This is a genomic window from Nocardia sp. NPDC050412, from assembly GCF_044458825.1.
GTDB lineage: Bacteria > Actinomycetota > Actinomycetes > Mycobacteriales > Mycobacteriaceae > Nocardia.
On record NZ_JBITIJ010000010.1, the window covers coordinates 132,305 to 148,008 of the forward strand.

At 65.3% G+C, this 15,704-nt stretch carries 17 protein-coding genes; 10 read left to right on the forward strand and 7 right to left on the reverse strand.

Going from position 1 to position 15,704, the window contains the following annotated elements; all coding sequences use genetic code 11:
* The first annotated feature begins 9 nt into the window (after positions 1–9).
* Complete coding sequence (locus ACIBI6_RS27035; RefSeq protein ID WP_396958341.1) at positions 10–543, forward strand: alpha/beta fold hydrolase; 534 nt, start codon at positions 10–12, stop codon at positions 541–543.
* 32 nt (positions 544–575) lie between these two features.
* Here the strand turns inward: ACIBI6_RS27035 and ACIBI6_RS27040 are convergent, their stop codons facing one another.
* Together ACIBI6_RS27040 and ACIBI6_RS27045 are read right to left on the reverse strand one after the other, a co-directional pair.
* A complete protein-coding gene (locus tag ACIBI6_RS27040) occupies positions 576–1,367 on the reverse strand; it encodes a DeoR/GlpR family DNA-binding transcription regulator (RefSeq protein WP_364353469.1) in 792 nt (263 codons plus the stop codon).
* Positions 1,368–1,487: 120 nt separating this feature from the next.
* Positions 1,488–2,072, reverse strand: coding sequence for a TetR/AcrR family transcriptional regulator (locus ACIBI6_RS27045; protein WP_364353466.1), 585 nt, complete (start codon positions 2,070–2,072; stop codon positions 1,488–1,490).
* Between the two features lie 78 nt (positions 2,073–2,150).
* Here ACIBI6_RS27045 and ACIBI6_RS27050 point away from each other — a divergent pair, with 78 nt between their 5' ends.
* On the forward strand, positions 2,151–3,299 hold the full coding sequence (locus tag ACIBI6_RS27050) for an FAD-dependent monooxygenase (protein ID WP_396958264.1): 1,149 nt from the start codon (positions 2,151–2,153) through the stop codon (positions 3,297–3,299).
* Between the two features lie 90 nt (positions 3,300–3,389).
* On the opposite strand, the gene ACIBI6_RS27055 is transcribed toward ACIBI6_RS27050, so the two are convergent.
* The 3 genes from ACIBI6_RS27055 to pnuC form a co-directional block, all read right to left on the reverse strand.
* On the reverse strand, positions 3,390–4,355 hold the full coding sequence (locus ACIBI6_RS27055; RefSeq protein ID WP_364353460.1) for a sigma-70 family RNA polymerase sigma factor: 966 nt from the start codon (positions 4,353–4,355) through the stop codon (positions 3,390–3,392).
* Between the two features lie 35 nt (positions 4,356–4,390).
* Positions 4,391–5,845, reverse strand: a complete 1,455-nt coding sequence (locus tag ACIBI6_RS27060; protein ID WP_396958265.1) for a DHA2 family efflux MFS transporter permease subunit — start codon at positions 5,843–5,845, stop codon at positions 4,391–4,393.
* Positions 5,846–5,920: 75 nt separating this feature from the next.
* Positions 5,921–6,604 (reverse strand): nicotinamide riboside transporter PnuC, encoded by a 684-nt coding sequence (gene pnuC / locus ACIBI6_RS27065; protein ID WP_364353454.1) that lies wholly within the window; start codon positions 6,602–6,604, stop codon positions 5,921–5,923.
* 142 nt (positions 6,605–6,746) lie between these two features.
* Here pnuC and ACIBI6_RS27070 point away from each other — a divergent pair, with 142 nt between their 5' ends.
* The 4 genes from ACIBI6_RS27070 (at position 6,747) to ACIBI6_RS27085 (ending at position 10,766) form a co-directional block, all read left to right on the forward strand.
* Entirely contained in the window at positions 6,747–7,556 is an 810-nt protein-coding gene (locus tag ACIBI6_RS27070) for an ABC transporter ATP-binding protein (protein WP_364353451.1), read from the forward strand.
* A gap of 222 nt (positions 7,557–7,778) precedes the next feature.
* Positions 7,779–8,525: an ABC transporter permease subunit gene (locus tag ACIBI6_RS27075; RefSeq protein ID WP_364353448.1), complete on the forward strand. Its 747-nt coding sequence runs from the start codon at positions 7,779–7,781 to the stop codon at positions 8,523–8,525.
* A 334-nt stretch (positions 8,526–8,859) separates the two neighbouring features.
* Positions 8,860–9,597 carry an ABC transporter permease gene (locus tag ACIBI6_RS27080; RefSeq protein ID WP_245672143.1) on the forward strand — a complete coding sequence of 246 codons (738 nt, stop codon included), beginning with the start codon at positions 8,860–8,862 and terminating at the stop codon, positions 9,595–9,597.
* A 77-nt stretch (positions 9,598–9,674) separates the two neighbouring features.
* Complete coding sequence (locus ACIBI6_RS27085; protein WP_364353445.1) at positions 9,675–10,766, forward strand: ABC transporter substrate-binding protein; 1,092 nt, start codon at positions 9,675–9,677, stop codon at positions 10,764–10,766.
* Positions 10,767–10,768: 2 nt separating this feature from the next.
* Here the strand turns inward: ACIBI6_RS27085 and ACIBI6_RS27090 are convergent, their stop codons facing one another.
* A complete protein-coding gene (locus tag ACIBI6_RS27090) occupies positions 10,769–11,806 on the reverse strand; it encodes an XdhC family protein (RefSeq protein WP_364353443.1) in 1,038 nt (345 codons plus the stop codon).
* Positions 11,807–11,820: 14 nt separating this feature from the next.
* Positions 11,821–12,408: a nucleotidyltransferase family protein gene (locus tag ACIBI6_RS27095; protein WP_364353440.1), complete on the reverse strand. Its 588-nt coding sequence runs from the start codon at positions 12,406–12,408 to the stop codon at positions 11,821–11,823.
* Between the two features lie 141 nt (positions 12,409–12,549).
* On the opposite strand from ACIBI6_RS27095, the gene uraD reads away from it, so the two are divergent.
* The 4 genes from uraD to ACIBI6_RS27115 are packed head-to-tail and all read left to right on the forward strand — an operon-like array spanning position 12,550 to position 15,650.
* Entirely contained in the window at positions 12,550–13,056 is a 507-nt protein-coding gene (gene uraD / locus ACIBI6_RS27100; protein ID WP_396958266.1) for a 2-oxo-4-hydroxy-4-carboxy-5-ureidoimidazoline decarboxylase, read from the forward strand.
* A complete protein-coding gene (uraH, locus tag ACIBI6_RS27105; protein WP_396958267.1) occupies positions 13,053–13,370 on the forward strand; it encodes a hydroxyisourate hydrolase in 318 nt (105 codons plus the stop codon). Before uraD ends, uraH begins: the two co-directional genes overlap by 4 nt.
* Positions 13,371–13,377: 7 nt before the next feature.
* A complete protein-coding gene (gene pucL, locus ACIBI6_RS27110; RefSeq protein WP_364353431.1) occupies positions 13,378–14,283 on the forward strand; it encodes a factor-independent urate hydroxylase in 906 nt (301 codons plus the stop codon).
* 5 nt (positions 14,284–14,288) lie between these two features.
* Positions 14,289–15,650 carry an 8-oxoguanine deaminase gene (locus ACIBI6_RS27115; RefSeq protein WP_396958268.1) on the forward strand — a complete coding sequence of 454 codons (1,362 nt, stop codon included), beginning with the start codon at positions 14,289–14,291 and terminating at the stop codon, positions 15,648–15,650.
* The last annotated feature ends 54 nt before the right edge of the window (positions 15,651–15,704 follow it).

The following is a 15,704-nucleotide window of genomic DNA, read 5'->3' on the forward strand; positions in this document are numbered from 1 at the left end:
GCGTATCGCATGGCGCTGGATCATCCGGAAATCGTTACGCGTCTGGCGGTTCTGGATATCGTGCCGACCGCTGACAGCTTCCGTGCGGCGGATATGGACTTCAGCCTCGGATTCTGGGTGTGGTCCTTCCTCGCCGCACCGGCACCGATTCCGGAACGGCTCATTGTCGGTGATCCGGCGATTCTGGTGAATCATATGCTCGATAGCTGGGCCGAGGATCCCGGTGTTTTCTCGGATGAAATCCGTACGGAATACATCGCGAAATTCCGCGACCCGGATACCGTGCATGCGATTTGCGAGGAATATCGGGCCGCCGCGACCCTCGATTATGCGCATGACGAGGCTGACCGCGGGCAGCGGCGGATCGAATGTCCGCTGCTCGTATTGTGGAGTGCCACAGGCGCTGTCGGCAGTTGGCATAGGCCGCTGGAGGTATGGCGCCGCTGGGCGGACGATGTCCGTGGTGGTCCGCTCGACGTCGGACATTTCCTGCCGGAGGAAGCCCCGGAGCAGACCGCTCGCCACCTCCTGGCGTTCCTCTGACGCCTATCCGGGACTTCGAAGTCCCCGCCGCGCTAAACCACGTCCACTCGAACCCCGGCAGCTCGAATCGTCGCCACCGCGGCCGGATCCGCATCCGAATCCGTCACCAGCACATCGACCTGCTCGATCCCGCAGATCCGGGCCAGCGCTGAGCGCTCCAGTTTGTCCGCGGTGGCGACGACCGTCACCTGACCGGACCGCCGGACCATCTCGGTGGTCACCCCGGCTTCATCGATATGCCGACACTGCGCGCCGCCCTCGGCGGAAATCGCATTGACCCCGAGAATCAGTGCGTCCAAACGCAATTCGGCCAGTGCTCGCTCGGCCAACGGTCCATGCAACTCATAGGACTCCCGGCGCGCCACCCCGCCGAGCACGATTGTGCGCATATGTGGCCGCAACACCATCTCGCCCGCGATATTGAGCGCGTTGGTGACGATGGTCAGTGGGTCACCGGCGGCATTGGCTAAATCGGTTCGTCCGGCCAATGCGCGTGCCACGGCGGTCGTCGTTGTGCCACCGTTCATTCCGACTACCGCACTCGGTTCGATAAGTCCCGCAGCGTGTTCGGCGATCCGCTGCTTCGGCTCATCCGCGCCCTGCCGGTAGCGCGCGGGCAGGTCGTAGGCGACCGAAGTCGCGACCACACCGCCGTGTGTCCTGGTCGCCAACTGCTGTTCGGCGAGTGCGGTGAAGTCGCGGCGTACCGTCGCCGTGGAAACCCCGAGGCGTTCGGCGGCCTCCTCTACCGAAAGCCGCCCGGTGTCGGCGAGCAGTTCCAGCAGTCGGTTCCATCGCTGCGGCCGGTCCGTCGGTCCGGTCATGTCAAGCCTTCCCGTCCACGCGAGCGACCTGCTGGATTTCCACGCACGCGAACAATCTGAGCACAGGCACGTGCCGACCGTAGAGATTCGGCCGCCGTATTACCAAGTCGGACACCTTCATCACCGCGCCCGCAATCCATCGAGCACGAGATCGACCACCCGACGGACCGCGTCCGCATACGACTCACCGGGCCGGGTGTAGATCTGCAAGGTCATCAGCCCGGCCACCTCGCCGGGCTCGATATCGGCGCGCATAGCACCGGCCTGCTGCGCCTGCCTGGTCATCCGCGAGACCGATTCGACAATCCGCCCTCGCACCTCGTGCAACCGCGGATCGGCCTGTATCTCGGCGTGCAGATTCGGCTCGATCGCCGATGCGAGCGCCCCGACCCGTCGCTGCGCACATTCGTGCAGAAACCGCGCAAGCGCGGGCCACGCCGCATCCTCCTGCTCCAATGCGGTCGCCGCCATCTGCGCCAGTTCCGCGAGGTAGGACTGGGCAGTCTCGGCGATCAACGCATCCCGATCCGGGAAGTGCCGATACAGCGTGCCGACACCCACACCCGCCCGATCCGCGATCTCCTTCATCGGCACATCGACACCTTGCTCACGGAAGGTCACCAGCGTCGCGGCAATGATCTGATCCCGGTTGTTCCTGGCATCAGCCCTCTTCGGACCGGTCGTCGCCCTCACCTCCGAGTTCAAGTGGACGAAATCCTTCCGCTTACTGTACGCTCCCCATTAACCGGACGAAATTCGTCCACTTAATCGAAAGGTGTTGTCATGAACAAGACGGTTCTGATCTCCGGCGCGGGCATCGGCGGTGCGACCCTGGCGTACTGGCTGGCCGACCGCGGCTTCCAGGTCACGGTGGTCGAGCGGGCGACAGGCCAACGCTCGAGTGGCAATCCGGTCGACGTAAAAGGACCTGCCATCGATGTGGCCGAGCGCATGGGCATCATGCCGCACCTGCGCGCTGCGAATTCCGCTGTGTCCCAGATGAATTTCGTCAACGCGAGCGGCCGCCGCATCGCCGGGATGGATCTGAAGGCCTTCCAGGGATCGGCGGGCGACCGCGAGGTCGAGATCCCTCGAGCCGATCTCGCCGCGATCCTGCTCGACGCCAGCCGCGACAGCGCCGAATTCCTGTGGGGCGATACCATTACCGGCCTGACCCAGCACACCGACGGCGTCGATGTCACCTTCGAACATGCCGATCCGCGCCGCTTCGACTTCGTGATCGGCGCGGACGGCCTGCATTCGGTGGTGCGCCGCCTGACCTTCGGCGATGAATCCGAATTCGTCCGGCACATGGGCATCTACATCGCGACCATCCGAGTCGATGAGCCATTCGGCAGCGACCGCGAAGTCCTCATCTACAACACGCCGGGACGGGCACTGTCGGTGCACCCGACGAAGGGTCGCGCCCTCGCGGCATTCATGTTCCGGCACAAGGGGGTTCCCGGTTTCGACCATCGCGACATCGAACTGCACAAGCGCCTGGTCATCGAGGCCTTCACCGACCAGGGCTGGCGGGTTCCCGAATTGCTGGACCGCGTCCGCGACACCGACGACCTGTTCTTCGACGCCGTCAGCAAGGGTGAACTCCCGCGCTGGTCGCACGGACGCATCGCGCTGCTCGGTGACGCCGCATCCTGCGTCTCACTGTTCGGCGACGGCTCCACCCTCGCGATCGCCGGGGCGTACACGTTGGCGGAGGAACTGGCGGGCGCACCGGAGGACCACCAGGCCGCGTTCCAGCGCTACGAGACCCGGCACCGGGTGCTGGTCGACCCCAAACTCAATGGCGTGGCCACCGCGGCATCGATGCTCATACCGGCGACGAAGGCCGGAATCGCACTGCGCAATACCGCAACTCGCGTCCTTCCCGCTGTCACGGCACTGCGTGATCGGGCCAGGTGCGCCGCTTGAAAGGCGCCGTTCACCACTGGCGATACCGCCGCAAATTTCGGCATCCGCTCGCGGAGAACAGGCTCGGCGTTGTCCCTTCGCCTCCTCTGTTCAGAGGGTGGTAGGGAGCCCGAAGCCCGGGAAGAGGGTGGCGTCGAGGAAGACCGTGATTCGGTCGATGGCTTCGTCGCGGAGGGTGAGTAGGTGGATGGAATGTGCCTGGTAGGTGTCGTTTTGGTCGCGCCGGTAGTAGGCGATGGCGGGTTGGGTGTTGGCGGAGGTCGGGATTGCGCGCCAGAGGTCGGGGGTGGAACCACATCTGTCGGTGAAGAAGGCGACGACGTGGGCGCGGCCCGCGAACCAGAGGAGGGCGGGCGGCATTTCGAGGACTACATCGTCGCGCAGTAACTTGGCGAAAGAAGCCATGTCGGCGTTGCCGAAGGTGGTTACGTAGCGGTCGATCATCGCGCGTTCGTCCGGGCTCAACGATTCCGAGATGCGGTCGAGCATGGGGGCGTCTTTCTCCAATTGGGCGCGGGCGCGTTGCAGTGCGCTATTGACTGCGGCGGTGGAGGTTTCGAGTAGGTCGGCGACCTCGGCTGCGGACCAGGCGAGTACGTCGCGCAGGATCAAGACCGCGCGCTGTCGGGCGGGTAGGTACTGCAGGGCCGCGATGAATGCGAGGCGGATGCCGCTGCGGGCCGCGATCACGGTTGCCGGATCGTCGGACGCGGTGCCGAGTAGTGCGTCGGGAATCGGCTCCAGCCAAGGGATTTCGGGATGACGCTGCGGTTTGGTGACCAAGGTTTCGCTGGGCCCGACAAGTCCGGTGGGCAGCGCCCGCCTGCCGCGCTGTTCGAGCGCGGTCAGGCAGGCGTTGGTGGCGATCCGATACAGCCAAGTGCGCAGCGACGCGCGCTGTTCGTCATAACGGTCGGCCGAGCGCCAGGCCCGCAGCATCGTCTCCTGAACCAGATCCTCGGCGTCGTGAATCGAGCCGAGCATCCGATAGCAGTGCGCGAGCAGTTCGGGCCGGTAGGGCGCGGTGCGCGCCGCGAAATCCGCACTGACCGTCATGGGTGCACAACCTACCGAGGAATCTGTGGCGCTGGTCATGCCTTCACCCCCGTATCGGCCGCCAAGTCGGAGGCAACCCCGTCGCTCGGTGTGCCCGTAGGGTCGGCCGACATGGTGTTCGGTGCGGGCGTACCGGCCGGAATCAGCAGGCCGATCGCGGCGCCCAGGAGCGCAAGCAGGGCAGCGGTCCCGATGGCGGCGGCGAAACCGTCACTGAAGGCCCGAGCGCTGGCGAAGCCGCCTACGGCCGCGAAAACCGCTGCCGGAACCGCGATTCCAAAGGCGCCGCCAAGTTGGCGCAGAGTGTTGTAGGTGCCCGATGCCGCCCCGACGGCGGGCATCGGAACGGCGCGCAGTACCGCACTTTGTGCGGCGGGAATCGCCATCGACACGCCTATGCCGGAGACGACGAAGGGCGCGATCATCGCCGCGTACGGCAGGTCCGGCCCAGCGGTGAGAGCAATCCACCCGTAACCGACGGCCTGCATGAGCAAACCGGTGACAACCAACGGACGCTCACCGAACCGGTTGACCTGCTTGCCTGCGATTGGTGCCACCAGGAACAGGGTGACCGTCCACGGCGCCAACCGCAGTCCGGCGCCGAGCGGACCTTGCTGCTGCACGATCTGCAGGAACTGGGCGAAGAAGAACGCGCCACTGAAAATCGAGGCGGCCAGCAGGAAGCCGACCGCATTGCCCGCGGAGAAGGCCCGCGAGGCAAAGAAGCGCATGGGAATCAGCGGCGCGCTGACGCGCAGTTCCCAGCGCGCGAATCCGACTGAAGCCACCGCGCCCACCAGGAAGGCGAGCACGACTTCGATACTGGTCCAACCGGATTCATTGCCGCGAATCAGGCCCCAGACGATCCCGAAAGCGGCGACGCTCACCAATGCGATTCCGAGAAAGTCCAGTCTGCGCGCCTCGCCCATACTTTCGGCGAGCCGCGTGCGCACCAATGGAATCAGCACCGCACCGATCGGCAGGTTCAACCAGAAGATCCACTGCCAGGCCAGGCCCTGCACCACCGCACCGCCGACCAGCGGCCCTCCGAGGGTGGCCAATCCGGTTGCCGCCGCGAATAATCCGAGCGCCTTGGTCCGCTGCTCCGGCTGGAAAGCCGCCGAGAGCAAGGCAACCGCCACGGGCATGATGGCGGCGGCCCCGATGCCCTGTGCCGTCCGCGCGGCGATCAACAGACCCAGATTCGGTGCCAGCGCACATCCGGCCGACGCCGCACTGAAAAGTGCCAGCCCGCCGACGAGCACCCGCCGACGGCCGTAGCGGTCACCGAGCGCCGCGCCCGCCATCAACAGCACGGCGAAACTGAGGTTGTATGCGTTGATCGTCCATTCCAGCTCGCCGATCGATGCGTGCAGGTCGAGCTGGATCGCATGCATCGCGGTCGTGACGACCAGTGCGTCGAGCACGATCATCAGGCCCGCGAATGATGTCAGCGCCAGCACCCAGCGCTGCCCCGTGGTCATCTTCATTGCATTCCTCCGATGGGTTGTGCGGATACATACCGGCGCCGTGGCGCCGATTCATCGGAGGTTGGGAAAAAAGCTTCAGGAACGCGAAGGCACGAGATCAGCGACGACAGGGGCTTCGCGCAAGGTGCGCACCCAGACGGCGAAGCCCCACGCGACGAAGCCCGCATAGATCAGATACAGCGTCGCCGACGGGTAATAGCCCGCCTTCAACAGCAATGGCACGCCGACGAGATCGACGGCGATCCAGATCAGCCAGAATTCGGCGAGCCCGCGTGCCATCCCGTAGGTCGCCAGCACCGATCCGGTGAAGATCCACGCCTCCGCCCACGGCCCGTAGGAACCGATCAACGCGAACAATCGAGCGAATGCGGCCGTGCCGACCAACATCGCGGCCACCAGCACCAGCCGTTCGCGCCCACTGGCCCAGCGCGGTACGACACCGCGGTGTTCGAGTCCGGTTTCGGCACGAGCATGCCGATGCCAGCTCCACCAGCCGTACACGCTGACCGCGATGAACATCAGCTGACGCCCGGCTTGTCCGGCCATATTCAAATGCTGTGGAGTGTTGAAGATTCCGCCGACGAAAACGGTGAACAGCAGGGCATTGCCCGCGATCCCGATCGGCCAGGCCCACACCCGCCGCCGCATACCGCCGACCGCGGAGGCCAGACCGAAGCCATTGCCGATGATCTCGCGCCAGAGGATCTCCGAGCCCGCGATATGCAGCTTGGCGTCGAGCAGCGCGAAAAGTGGGTTCACCTCCGCTGTAACCCGAGCGGGTCGCTATCTCATCCCAACCTGCGGGTTCGACGCAGGCGGATCGGAAATCACGTAACGATTGCGCAATCTGGGGTGGCGATTCGCAATATCCGTGCAACGACCTGCTCCTAGTGTTTTGGTCATGACGGCGAGCGGTACCGAGGAGCCCACTGGCGGGACGGGCATCCACATCAGCGGTTTGACGAAGACATTCCGGGTCGGGCGGAAGACGGTGCAGGCGCTGGACGAGGTGGAGCTGCATACCGAACAGGGCGCGTTCTTATCCCTGCTCGGCCCATCGGGCTGCGGCAAGTCGACGGTGCTGCGCATCCTGGCCGGACTGGAGACACCGACCGCGGGTAAGGCGCTCATCGACGGTGAAACGCCCGCCCAACTGCGCAGCCGCCACGAACTCGGCATCGCCTTCCAGGATTCGGCGCTGCTGCCGTGGCGTTCGGTGGAATCCAATATCAAGCTGCCCCTGCAGGTCGCGGGCATTTCACCGGATCCGGGACTGATCGCGGATCTGGTCCGGCTGGTCGGCCTCGAGGGCTTCGAGAAGGCCAAACCGGCGCAGCTGTCCGGCGGTATGCGCCAACGTGTTTCGATTGCGCGCGCCCTGGTCGTCAAGCCGACCGTCCTACTGCTCGACGAGCCCTTCGGCGCACTCGACGATATGACCCGGCAGCGGCTGAATCTGGAATTGCTGCGGATCTGGACCGAGAAGCCCGCGACCACCCTCATGGTTACGCACGGCATCGCGGAGGCGGTGTTCCTCTCCGATGTGGTCGCGGTGATGAGTCCGCGGCCGGGCCGGGTGCTGGAACTGGTGAAGATCGATCTGCCGCGCCCGCGCACGCCCGAGATGATGCGCACGCCGGAATTCCACAAGTTGCACGACTACCTCTCCGAGCTGTTGTTCGGGAAGTCCGGCAAGGGCGGTGTCGCATGAGTGAGCGCAGCGAGCGAATGCTGAATACAGCCGAGCGAATCGTAGTGCGGTCGTGCACAACCGGAACGGTCCGTGAGGTGTGGGCATGAATGGCATTCGAGAGCCGCGGTCGCGTGACCTGACCAGATGCCTGGCCCACGCACGCCAGGGCTGGCAGCGGGTCAGGCATGATCGGCCGCGGCAGCCGGTGGTATGCCGCCGACGCCGCCGAGGGGGTGCGGCATGAAACGGATCGGTGGACTGATCGGCGTCTTGGGATTGGTCGCGATCTGGTGGCTGCTGGCGGCGCTGGAGGTCGCGGGCGGCACCATCCCCAGCCCGTGGACCGTTCTGCACAACATGTACACCGATGGCTGGGATCTGTACGGCCCCAACTTCCGGATCACTGCGCTGGGCGCGCTGAAGGGGTTCATCTGGGGTAATGCGTTGGCCATCGGTCTGGCATTCCTGATCGTGCTGATCCCGTGGATCGAACCGCTGGCCACCCAGCTCGCTATCCTCAGTTACTGCATCCCGCTGCTCGCGCTCGGGCCGATCATCCTGGTGGTCTTCGGCGGTCGCACCCCGACGGTATTCCTCGCGGCGATGTACTGCTTCTTCACCACCATGGTCGGCACGGTCACCGGACTGCGCTCGGCCGATGTCACGAGCCTCGACTTGATCCGCGCCTACGGCGGTGGTCGCTGGCAGCAGCTCTATCGGGTGCAGGCGATCGCGGCGCTGCCGAATATGTTCGCGGCGTTGAAGATTGCCGCCCCGTCGGCCGTGCTCGGTGCGATCATCGGCGAGTACCTCGGCGGGGTGGACAGCGGCATCGGTGTCGCACTGACCGCCGCGCAATCCGCCTATAACGTGCCGCGCACCTGGGGCATGGCACTGGCTGCCGCCGCACTCGCAGGGCTCGGCTACGCGATTGTCGCGATTGTCGCTCGATTGGTCACCCCGTGGACCGGCCAGGAGGCGAGATGAGCCGCGCACTAGCGCCGCGTCCAGATAGCTTGCTCGCCGACTGTAGTGATATGGCGGTCGAATACGGCGTGGGCGACCACCATTTGACTCCGCTCGGCGGAACTCCGCAGCGAGTTGGCGTACGTCGGGCAAAGCAGTGCGCGTTGGGCAAGACCGCGCGCGGCCCGTTTGGAGGAGTGCGATGACCGACGAACTCGTGCCGATGGACAACGTGACTGCCGCCGCGCCGCCACCCGTCGAGGCGAGCACGCGGCCCCAGCGCAGCGCCGCCGCCCTCGCCGTCCTCACCCGCATCGGCCGCTTCCTGTTCCCCCTGGTCACCGCGCTGCTGCTGATGCTGGTGATCTGGTACGTCTTCCTGAAGGCCTTCCCTCAAGTCGGCCCCCGAGTAGGCAAAACACCCAGCGATATCTGGAAGTACCTGTTCAACTCTTCCGGCGCACACACCGCACGCCAGGCGATCTTCGACGACCTGCAGATCACCCTGCGTGACGCCGCGATCGGTTTCGGCGTCGGCATGCTGGCGGCTCTCGTCGTCGCGGCGCTGTTCGTCTCGTTCTCGGTGGTCGAGCAGACATTCATGCCCGTGGCCATGCTCTTGCGTTCGGTGCCCCTGGTGGCGCTGACCCCGATCATCGTGCTGGTGTTCGGTCGCGGACTGGCCGGTGTGACGGTGCTCGCGGCGATCGTGGTGTTTTTCCCGGCACTGGTCATGATCATGGCCGGTTTGCGCAATGCACCGCGGCAAGCGATGGACCTGGTGGCCGCATACGGCGGCTCCCGCTGGACCGGGCTGCGCATGGTCGCCGTGCCCGCCGCCCTGCCCTCGGTCTTCGCGGCGGCGCGAATCTCGGTGCCCGGCGCGTTGATCGGCGCATTGCTCGGTGAATGGTTGGGTAGTGGAACCGGGTTGGGGGCCAGTCTGATTCGCGCTATCCCGACCTTCCAATACAGCAAGCTGTGGGCCTCGATCGTTATCGTGACCATTGTTTCGGTGCTGCTGTACGCGATCGTCGGCGTCATCGAGAATCTGGTACTGGCGCGCTTCGGGCCCGAAGCGGGCCGCCGCTGACCGGTCAGTTTTCGTAAAATCAGTGCTCGGAACGCCAAAGTAAAGAAATCGAAACGGAATCCCCCTAGATTCGGCCCATGAACCCCGTACAACGCTCTTCGTTCGGGCCGCACCTGAACCGGCGATCCCTGCTTCGTTACTCCGCGCTGGCCGGCGCAGCATTGGGCGGCGCGAGCCTGCTGGCCGCATGCGGCGATGATTCGAAAGACTCGTCGGGCGGGTCGGTGGCGGACGGATCCAAGTACGGTTCCGTCGCGATCCAGCTGTCCTGGCTCAAGAACATCGAATTCGCGGGCGAATACTTCGCCGATTCGAAGGGCTACTACAAGGAGGCCGGATTCGGTTCGGTGAATCTGATTGCCGGTGGTGCGGCGAGCACCTCGGTCGAGGCAGGCCTGGACACCGGCAAGGTCTGGCTCGGCACCTCGGCCCCGCAGACCACCGCCCCCGCGATCCTGGAGGGCCTACCCGCCAAGATCGTCGCGACCACCTATCAGAAGAACCCGTTCTGCATCGTCAGCTCCGCCGCCAAGCCGATCAAGACCCCGCAGGATATGAAGGGCCGCAAGATCGGCGTCCAGGACACCAATCAGCTGATCTTCAACGCCCTGTTGAACGCCAACGGTATGAAGCCCAGCGATGTGACCATCGTGCCCGCGCAATACGATCCGACCCCGCTGGCCAACGGCGAGGTCGACGGCTGGGTCAGCTATGTGACCAATGAGCCGATCACGTTGACCGCCAAGGGATTTCAGAATGTCAATTTCCTCTTCGCGGACTACAACCTGCCGCTGGTGGCCGAGACCCTGACGGTCAAGCAGTCCACCATCGATAAGGAACGCGACAAGCTGAAGGCCTTCCTGATCGCCGAGATCAAGGGCTGGAAGGATGCGGTGGCGAATCCGGCCGAATCGGGGCGCCTGGCGGTCGAGGTGTACGGAAAGGATCAGAAACTCGATCTGAACGAACAGACTCAGGAGGCGACCGCGCAGAACGGCCTCGTCGTTTCCGCGGATTCGACCGCCAATGGTTTGCTGACCATGACTGATCAGTTGATCGAGCAGAATATCGCCGCACTGCGCAATGCCAAGATCGATATCAAGGCCGACCAGCTGTTCGACCTCTCGGTGCTGCGCGAGGTGTACGCGGAGAATCCTGGCCTGAAGTAGCGCTAAAGTGCCACCGGGGCGCTGGCCGGGAATTCCCTGAATTGCGGTTCGGCGCTCCGGTTTTCGGTGATCTGACGCCCGGCTCCGGAGCGGGCGACAAGCAGTTCGGCGGCGATCGAAACGGCGACTTCGGCGGCGGTGCGTGCCCCGATATCGAGACCGGCGGGGGAGTGCAGGCGGGCCAGAGTCGCGTCATCGAAACCGCCCGCCCTCAGATCCTCGATGCGTCTCAGGTGTGCGGACCAGGAGCCGTTGGCGGCGAGGTAACCCAGTTCGGGTAGCCGAAGTGCCACCGTGAGCAGTGGGATTTCGAACGTCGGATCGTGCCCGAGGACGACAATCGCCGTGCTGCCATCGATTTCGCCCGCCGCCGAGAGCGTATTCAGGTACCGGTGCGGCCAGTCGACGACCACCTCGGCGCCCGGGAAGGCTTCGGGTGTTGCGAAGGTGTCGCGGGAATCGCAGATCGTGACGCGGTAGCCGAGCAGTTTGGCCTGTACGGACAGTGCTGCGGCAAAGGCGTTGGCGCCGAAGATGATCAGCCGTGGCGGCGGCGGGAACGAGGCCACGAACACATCGGATTCGGGCAGCGCTACCAGTTCGGTCGCATGCCGCTGCGGGGTGATCAGATGCTGTCCGATCAGATCCGGATCCGGATTCCACACCACGGTGAACAGGCTAACCCTGCGGTGCGCGGCGATTTCGGCGGCTATGGAGGGGAATTCCGGAAAGTCCCGGCGTGAGAACGGCTCGACGAAAACATCGACCATGCCGCCGGAGTCCAATCCGGGCTCGCCCGGCGGGACACCGAGGCGGTGCAGTCCGCGTCGACCGCTGCGCGCGGCATCGGCGGCGGCCTCGATCACTGTCGACTCGACGCTGCCGCCGAGGAGCGAACCGTAGACCGCGCCATTGGCATCTACCAGGATCGATGTCCCGACCGGCAGCGGTCCGGAACCAACAGTTCGCACGACGGTGGCCAGTCCACCTGTTCGGCCCGAATGCCACACCCGCAATAGGTCGTCGACGATGTCCCGCATCTGTTCAGCTCCGCTCACGCGTGCGGCGTGGCCGGGAAGTCACGATCATCGCCTGTCGCCAAATCGTCGCACGTGACGCACACCATATCGTTATTACCGGCCAAATAGGTGCGCCCGCCGGAATCTCTAACGGCTGCCTGATACACCGAGGTCCAATGCTTGTGGGACATCACGACGGGATGCCCGGGTGTGGTGTGGAACACAGCCCGCGCCAAGCCGGTCGGTGCCGCGAAGGCCGCGGCGACGACTCGGGCGACCACATCGGCTCCGACGTCGGGGGTATCCACCGGCATGATCGCGACGTACTCGGCGGGCGTATGCGCGACGGCTCGCAAACCCGCCCGCAGTGAGGCCCCGAGGCCGGTCGCCCAGTCCGCTGCCCACACATGATCGACACCCTTGGGTAGATCGACCGCATCCGGTGACGGTCCGGTCGCGCCGAGCACCACGATCACCGGATCGCAGCCGCCGTCGCGCAGGGCCGCTAGCGCCGACCGCAGCCAGGCGCCGCCCTCGGCCAATGCCTTGGGCATCCCGTAGCGCGTCCCGGCGCCCGCGGCCAGGACGATGCCCGCGCAGACCGGTTCGGGTGATACAGCCATGAGCAGACGGTAGCCCGGCCGCGTAGCTGATGGGTTACGGAAAAGTGCTGTGACGTCGACGGCCGGACGCCGACGACACGCCGGAAGTGATCTATCCCTATTCGACTGGCGACCGGGTCGGTCGTATTCGATGCTGGTCCGATGACACACGACGGGTGGGGCCTCGCGGAATTCAACGCATTGCCCGAAGCGAAGGCGAATGCGGCCTTGCTCGTGTGTTGCGCTTCGCCGGAATGGGCGCGGGCTCTGGTCGCCGGACGGCCGTACGCGAATACTGATGCCGTATTCGATGCTGCCGACGCGGTGCTGGCGGAATTGTCGGAGGCGGAGGTCGATCGCGCACTCGACGGACATCCGCGTATCGGTGCCCGGCCCCATACTGCGGCATCCGCGCGGGAGCAGGCCGGGGTCGCCGGGGCCGAGGATGCCGTGCGGGTGCGGCTGGCCGAGGGCAATCTGGCCTATGAGGAGAAGTTCGGCCATATCTACCTGGTGTGCGCGACCGGTAAGTCCGGGGACGAGCTGCTGGAATTGCTCAGTGCCCGGCTCGGAAATGATCCGGAGACCGAAAGGCTGGTTATGCGAAGGGAATTGGCGAAGATCAATCGGATTCGGTTGGCGCGGCTGCTGGTCGGGGATGCCGAATGAGCACGCTTAGTACACATGTGCTCGATGCCGCCGCCGGCGCGCCGGCTGCCGGTATCGCAGTGGTGCTCTATCGGGACACCGAGGTGCTCGGTTCCGGAACAACCGATGACGACGGCCGGATCGCTTCCCTCGGTACTTCACTGCCACCCGAGACGTATCGGCTGGTGTTCGATACCGGCGCATACTTCGCCGAGCGGGAGATCGAATCGTTCTATCCGGAGATCTGCGTCACATTCGTCGTCATCGAAGAGCGGCACTACCACGTCCCATTGTTGTTGTCGCCCTTCGCCTTTTCCACCTACCGAGGGAGCTGAGCCGGCTATGGAGCTGACCGGACCGATCGTGCTGTCCGACAACCGGTATGGAAAGGCGGAGAACCGCATCGTCCGGATTTATCGGGACCAGCCGCGTCACGAGATCCGCGATGTGAACGTATCCACGGTGCTGCGTGGCGATTTCGCCAATGCGTATGTCGCCGGTGACCAGTCGAAGGTATTGCCCACCGATAGCCAGAAGCAGACCGCCTACGCGTACGCGAAAAAGCCTGGGCTGCAACCGATCGAAGACTATGCGCTAACGCTCGCCGCACATTTTGTCGACGAGATCGCACCGGTCGACAGCGCGCGCATCGAGGTCGAAGAGTATGCCTGGCAGCGCGTTACCGTCGACGGAAGCGAGCACGATCACACCTGGGTGCGGCAGGGGCCAGAGGTGCGGACCGCGACGGTCACGGTCGCGGGTAAGGGCGAGCGGCAGCAGGCCTGGGTGATCGGCGGGGTCAAGGATCTGGTGATCCTCAAGTCGACCGGCTCGGAATTCGCCGACTTCCTCACCGACGATTTTACCGTGCTCGCGCCGACGAGCGACCGGATGCTCGCGACATCCCTCGTCGCGCAGTGGCGATTCGCCGCCACGACCGACGTGGACTGGGATGCGGTGTACGCGGGCGTCCGGCAGCGGATGGTCGAGGTCTTCGCGACGCTGCATTCGAAGGCTATGCAGCAGACGCTCTTCGAAATGGGCAAGGCCGCACTCGAGGCCTTTCCGGTGCTCGCCGAAATCCGGCTGGCCGCGCCGAATAAGCATCATTTCGACTACGACCTCGCTCGATTCGGCATCGCGAACCACGGCGAGGTCTTTCACGCCGATGACCGGCCCTACGGGCTCATCCATGCCACTGTGCAGCGGGAAGATGCCCCGGAAGCCGGGCCCGCATGGCTACCGTAGGCACTATGACGACAACGACGGTCATCGACGGGTGCGCCGTGGCGACCGTCGATCCGAACGGCACCGAATACCGTCGCGGGTATGTGACAGTGCAGGGCAACCGGATCACCGCGGTCGGTGCGGGTGACGCGCCCGATCTCGGCGCGGACACGCACCGCATCGATGGCCGCGGCTGCCTGCTCACGCCGGGACTGGTGAACACCCATCACCATCTCTACCAGTGGGTCACTCGGGGTCTGGCCGCGGATAACACGCTGTTCGAATGGCTCACCACGCTCTATCCGATCTGGGCGGGTATCGATGAAGATGCGGTTCGCGTCGCCGCGACCGGTGCGCTCGCCGCGCTGGCCCGGACGGGCTGCACCACCTCCACCGACCATCACTACGTATTCCCGCGCGAAGGGGGCGACCTGCTCGGCGCGGAGATCGCCGCGGCCGCCGAGGTCGGCTTGCGATTCCATCCGACGCGCGGCTCGATGGATCTCGGGCAGAGTTCGGGTGGTTTGCCGCCCGACGAGGTGGTGGAGACCCTCGACGCCATTCTCGCCGCGAGCGCGGATGCCGTTGCCCGCTGGCATGATCCGTCATTCGACTCGATGCTGCGGATCGCACTCGCACCGTGTTCGCCGTTCTCGGTGACCACGGAGTTGCTGCGCGAATCCGCGGTACTGGCACGCGATCTCGGCGTACGCCTGCATACCCATCTGGCCGAGACGATCGATGAAGCGCAGTTCTGTGCGGATAAGTTCGGCTGCACACCCGCGCAGTACATGGAGCGACTCGGTTGGCTCGGCTCGGATGTCTGGTACGCACATGGCATCCACCTGGACGACGCTGCCATCGACACCATGGCGAAAACCGGTACCGGAGTGGCGCATTGCCCCACCTCGAATGCGCGGATCGGCGCGGGTACGGCGCGCACGGCGGATCTGGTCGCGGCGGGCGTGCCGGTCGGCCTCGGCGTGGACGGTGCGGCGAGCAATGAATCCAGTTCGATGATCGAGGAGCCGCGCAATGCGCTGCTCTATGCGAGGGCCAAGGGCGGACCGCGTGCGATCAGCACTCGAAAAGCGTTGGAGCTGGCCACTATCGGTGGTGCGCGGGTGCTGGGGCGAGAAGCCGAAATCGGGTCGATCGAACCGGGCAAGCTTGCCGATCTCGCCCTGTGGCGCCTCGATACACCCGCACACGCGGGCATCGATGACCCGGTGACCGCATTGATTCTCGGCTCGGCACCGCCACTGGCGGCATTGATCGTCAACGGGCGCATGGTCGTTCGAGATGGTGAGGTGCGCACGGTGGACGAGGCGAAGGTCGGCGGCGAGGTCGCGCGGGCGCAGGCGGCGCTCGTCGCGAAGGCGGGATAGCGCCGTCACGGCTGTCGCCTTCGTATCGAGCGAGCTTGATGCGCGCGGCGATCG

Bases quoted from the DNA above. Each gene is read 5' to 3' on its own strand.
- ACIBI6_RS27035 (WP_396958341.1), top strand. From the start codon at position 10: ATGGCGCTGGATCATCCGGAAATCGTTACGCGTCTGGCGGTTCTGGAT.
- ACIBI6_RS27040 (WP_364353469.1), bottom strand. From the start codon at position 1,367: ATGACCGGACCGACGGACCGGCCGCAGCGATGGAACCGACTGCTGGAA.
- ACIBI6_RS27050 (WP_396958264.1), top strand. From the start codon at position 2,151: ATGAACAAGACGGTTCTGATCTCCGGCGCGGGCATCGGCGGTGCGACC.
- ACIBI6_RS27055 (WP_364353460.1), bottom strand. From the start codon at position 4,355: ATGACGGTCAGTGCGGATTTCGCGGCGCGCACCGCGCCCTACCGGCCC.
- ACIBI6_RS27060 (WP_396958265.1), bottom strand. From the start codon at position 5,845: ATGAAGATGACCACGGGGCAGCGCTGGGTGCTGGCGCTGACATCATTC.
- ACIBI6_RS27070 (WP_364353451.1), top strand. From the start codon at position 6,747: ATGACGGCGAGCGGTACCGAGGAGCCCACTGGCGGGACGGGCATCCAC.
- ACIBI6_RS27075 (WP_364353448.1), top strand. From the start codon at position 7,779: ATGAAACGGATCGGTGGACTGATCGGCGTCTTGGGATTGGTCGCGATC.
- ACIBI6_RS27080 (WP_245672143.1), top strand. From the start codon at position 8,860: ATGCTGGTGATCTGGTACGTCTTCCTGAAGGCCTTCCCTCAAGTCGGC.
- ACIBI6_RS27085 (WP_364353445.1), top strand. From the start codon at position 9,675: ATGAACCCCGTACAACGCTCTTCGTTCGGGCCGCACCTGAACCGGCGA.
- ACIBI6_RS27090 (WP_364353443.1), bottom strand. From the start codon at position 11,806: ATGCGGGACATCGTCGACGACCTATTGCGGGTGTGGCATTCGGGCCGA.
- ACIBI6_RS27095 (WP_364353440.1), bottom strand. From the start codon at position 12,408: ATGGCTGTATCACCCGAACCGGTCTGCGCGGGCATCGTCCTGGCCGCG.
- uraD (WP_396958266.1), top strand. From the start codon at position 12,550: ATGACACACGACGGGTGGGGCCTCGCGGAATTCAACGCATTGCCCGAA.
- uraH (WP_396958267.1), top strand. From the start codon at position 13,053: ATGAGCACGCTTAGTACACATGTGCTCGATGCCGCCGCCGGCGCGCCG.
- pucL (WP_364353431.1), top strand. From the start codon at position 13,378: ATGGAGCTGACCGGACCGATCGTGCTGTCCGACAACCGGTATGGAAAG.
- ACIBI6_RS27115 (WP_396958268.1), top strand. From the start codon at position 14,289: ATGACGACAACGACGGTCATCGACGGGTGCGCCGTGGCGACCGTCGAT.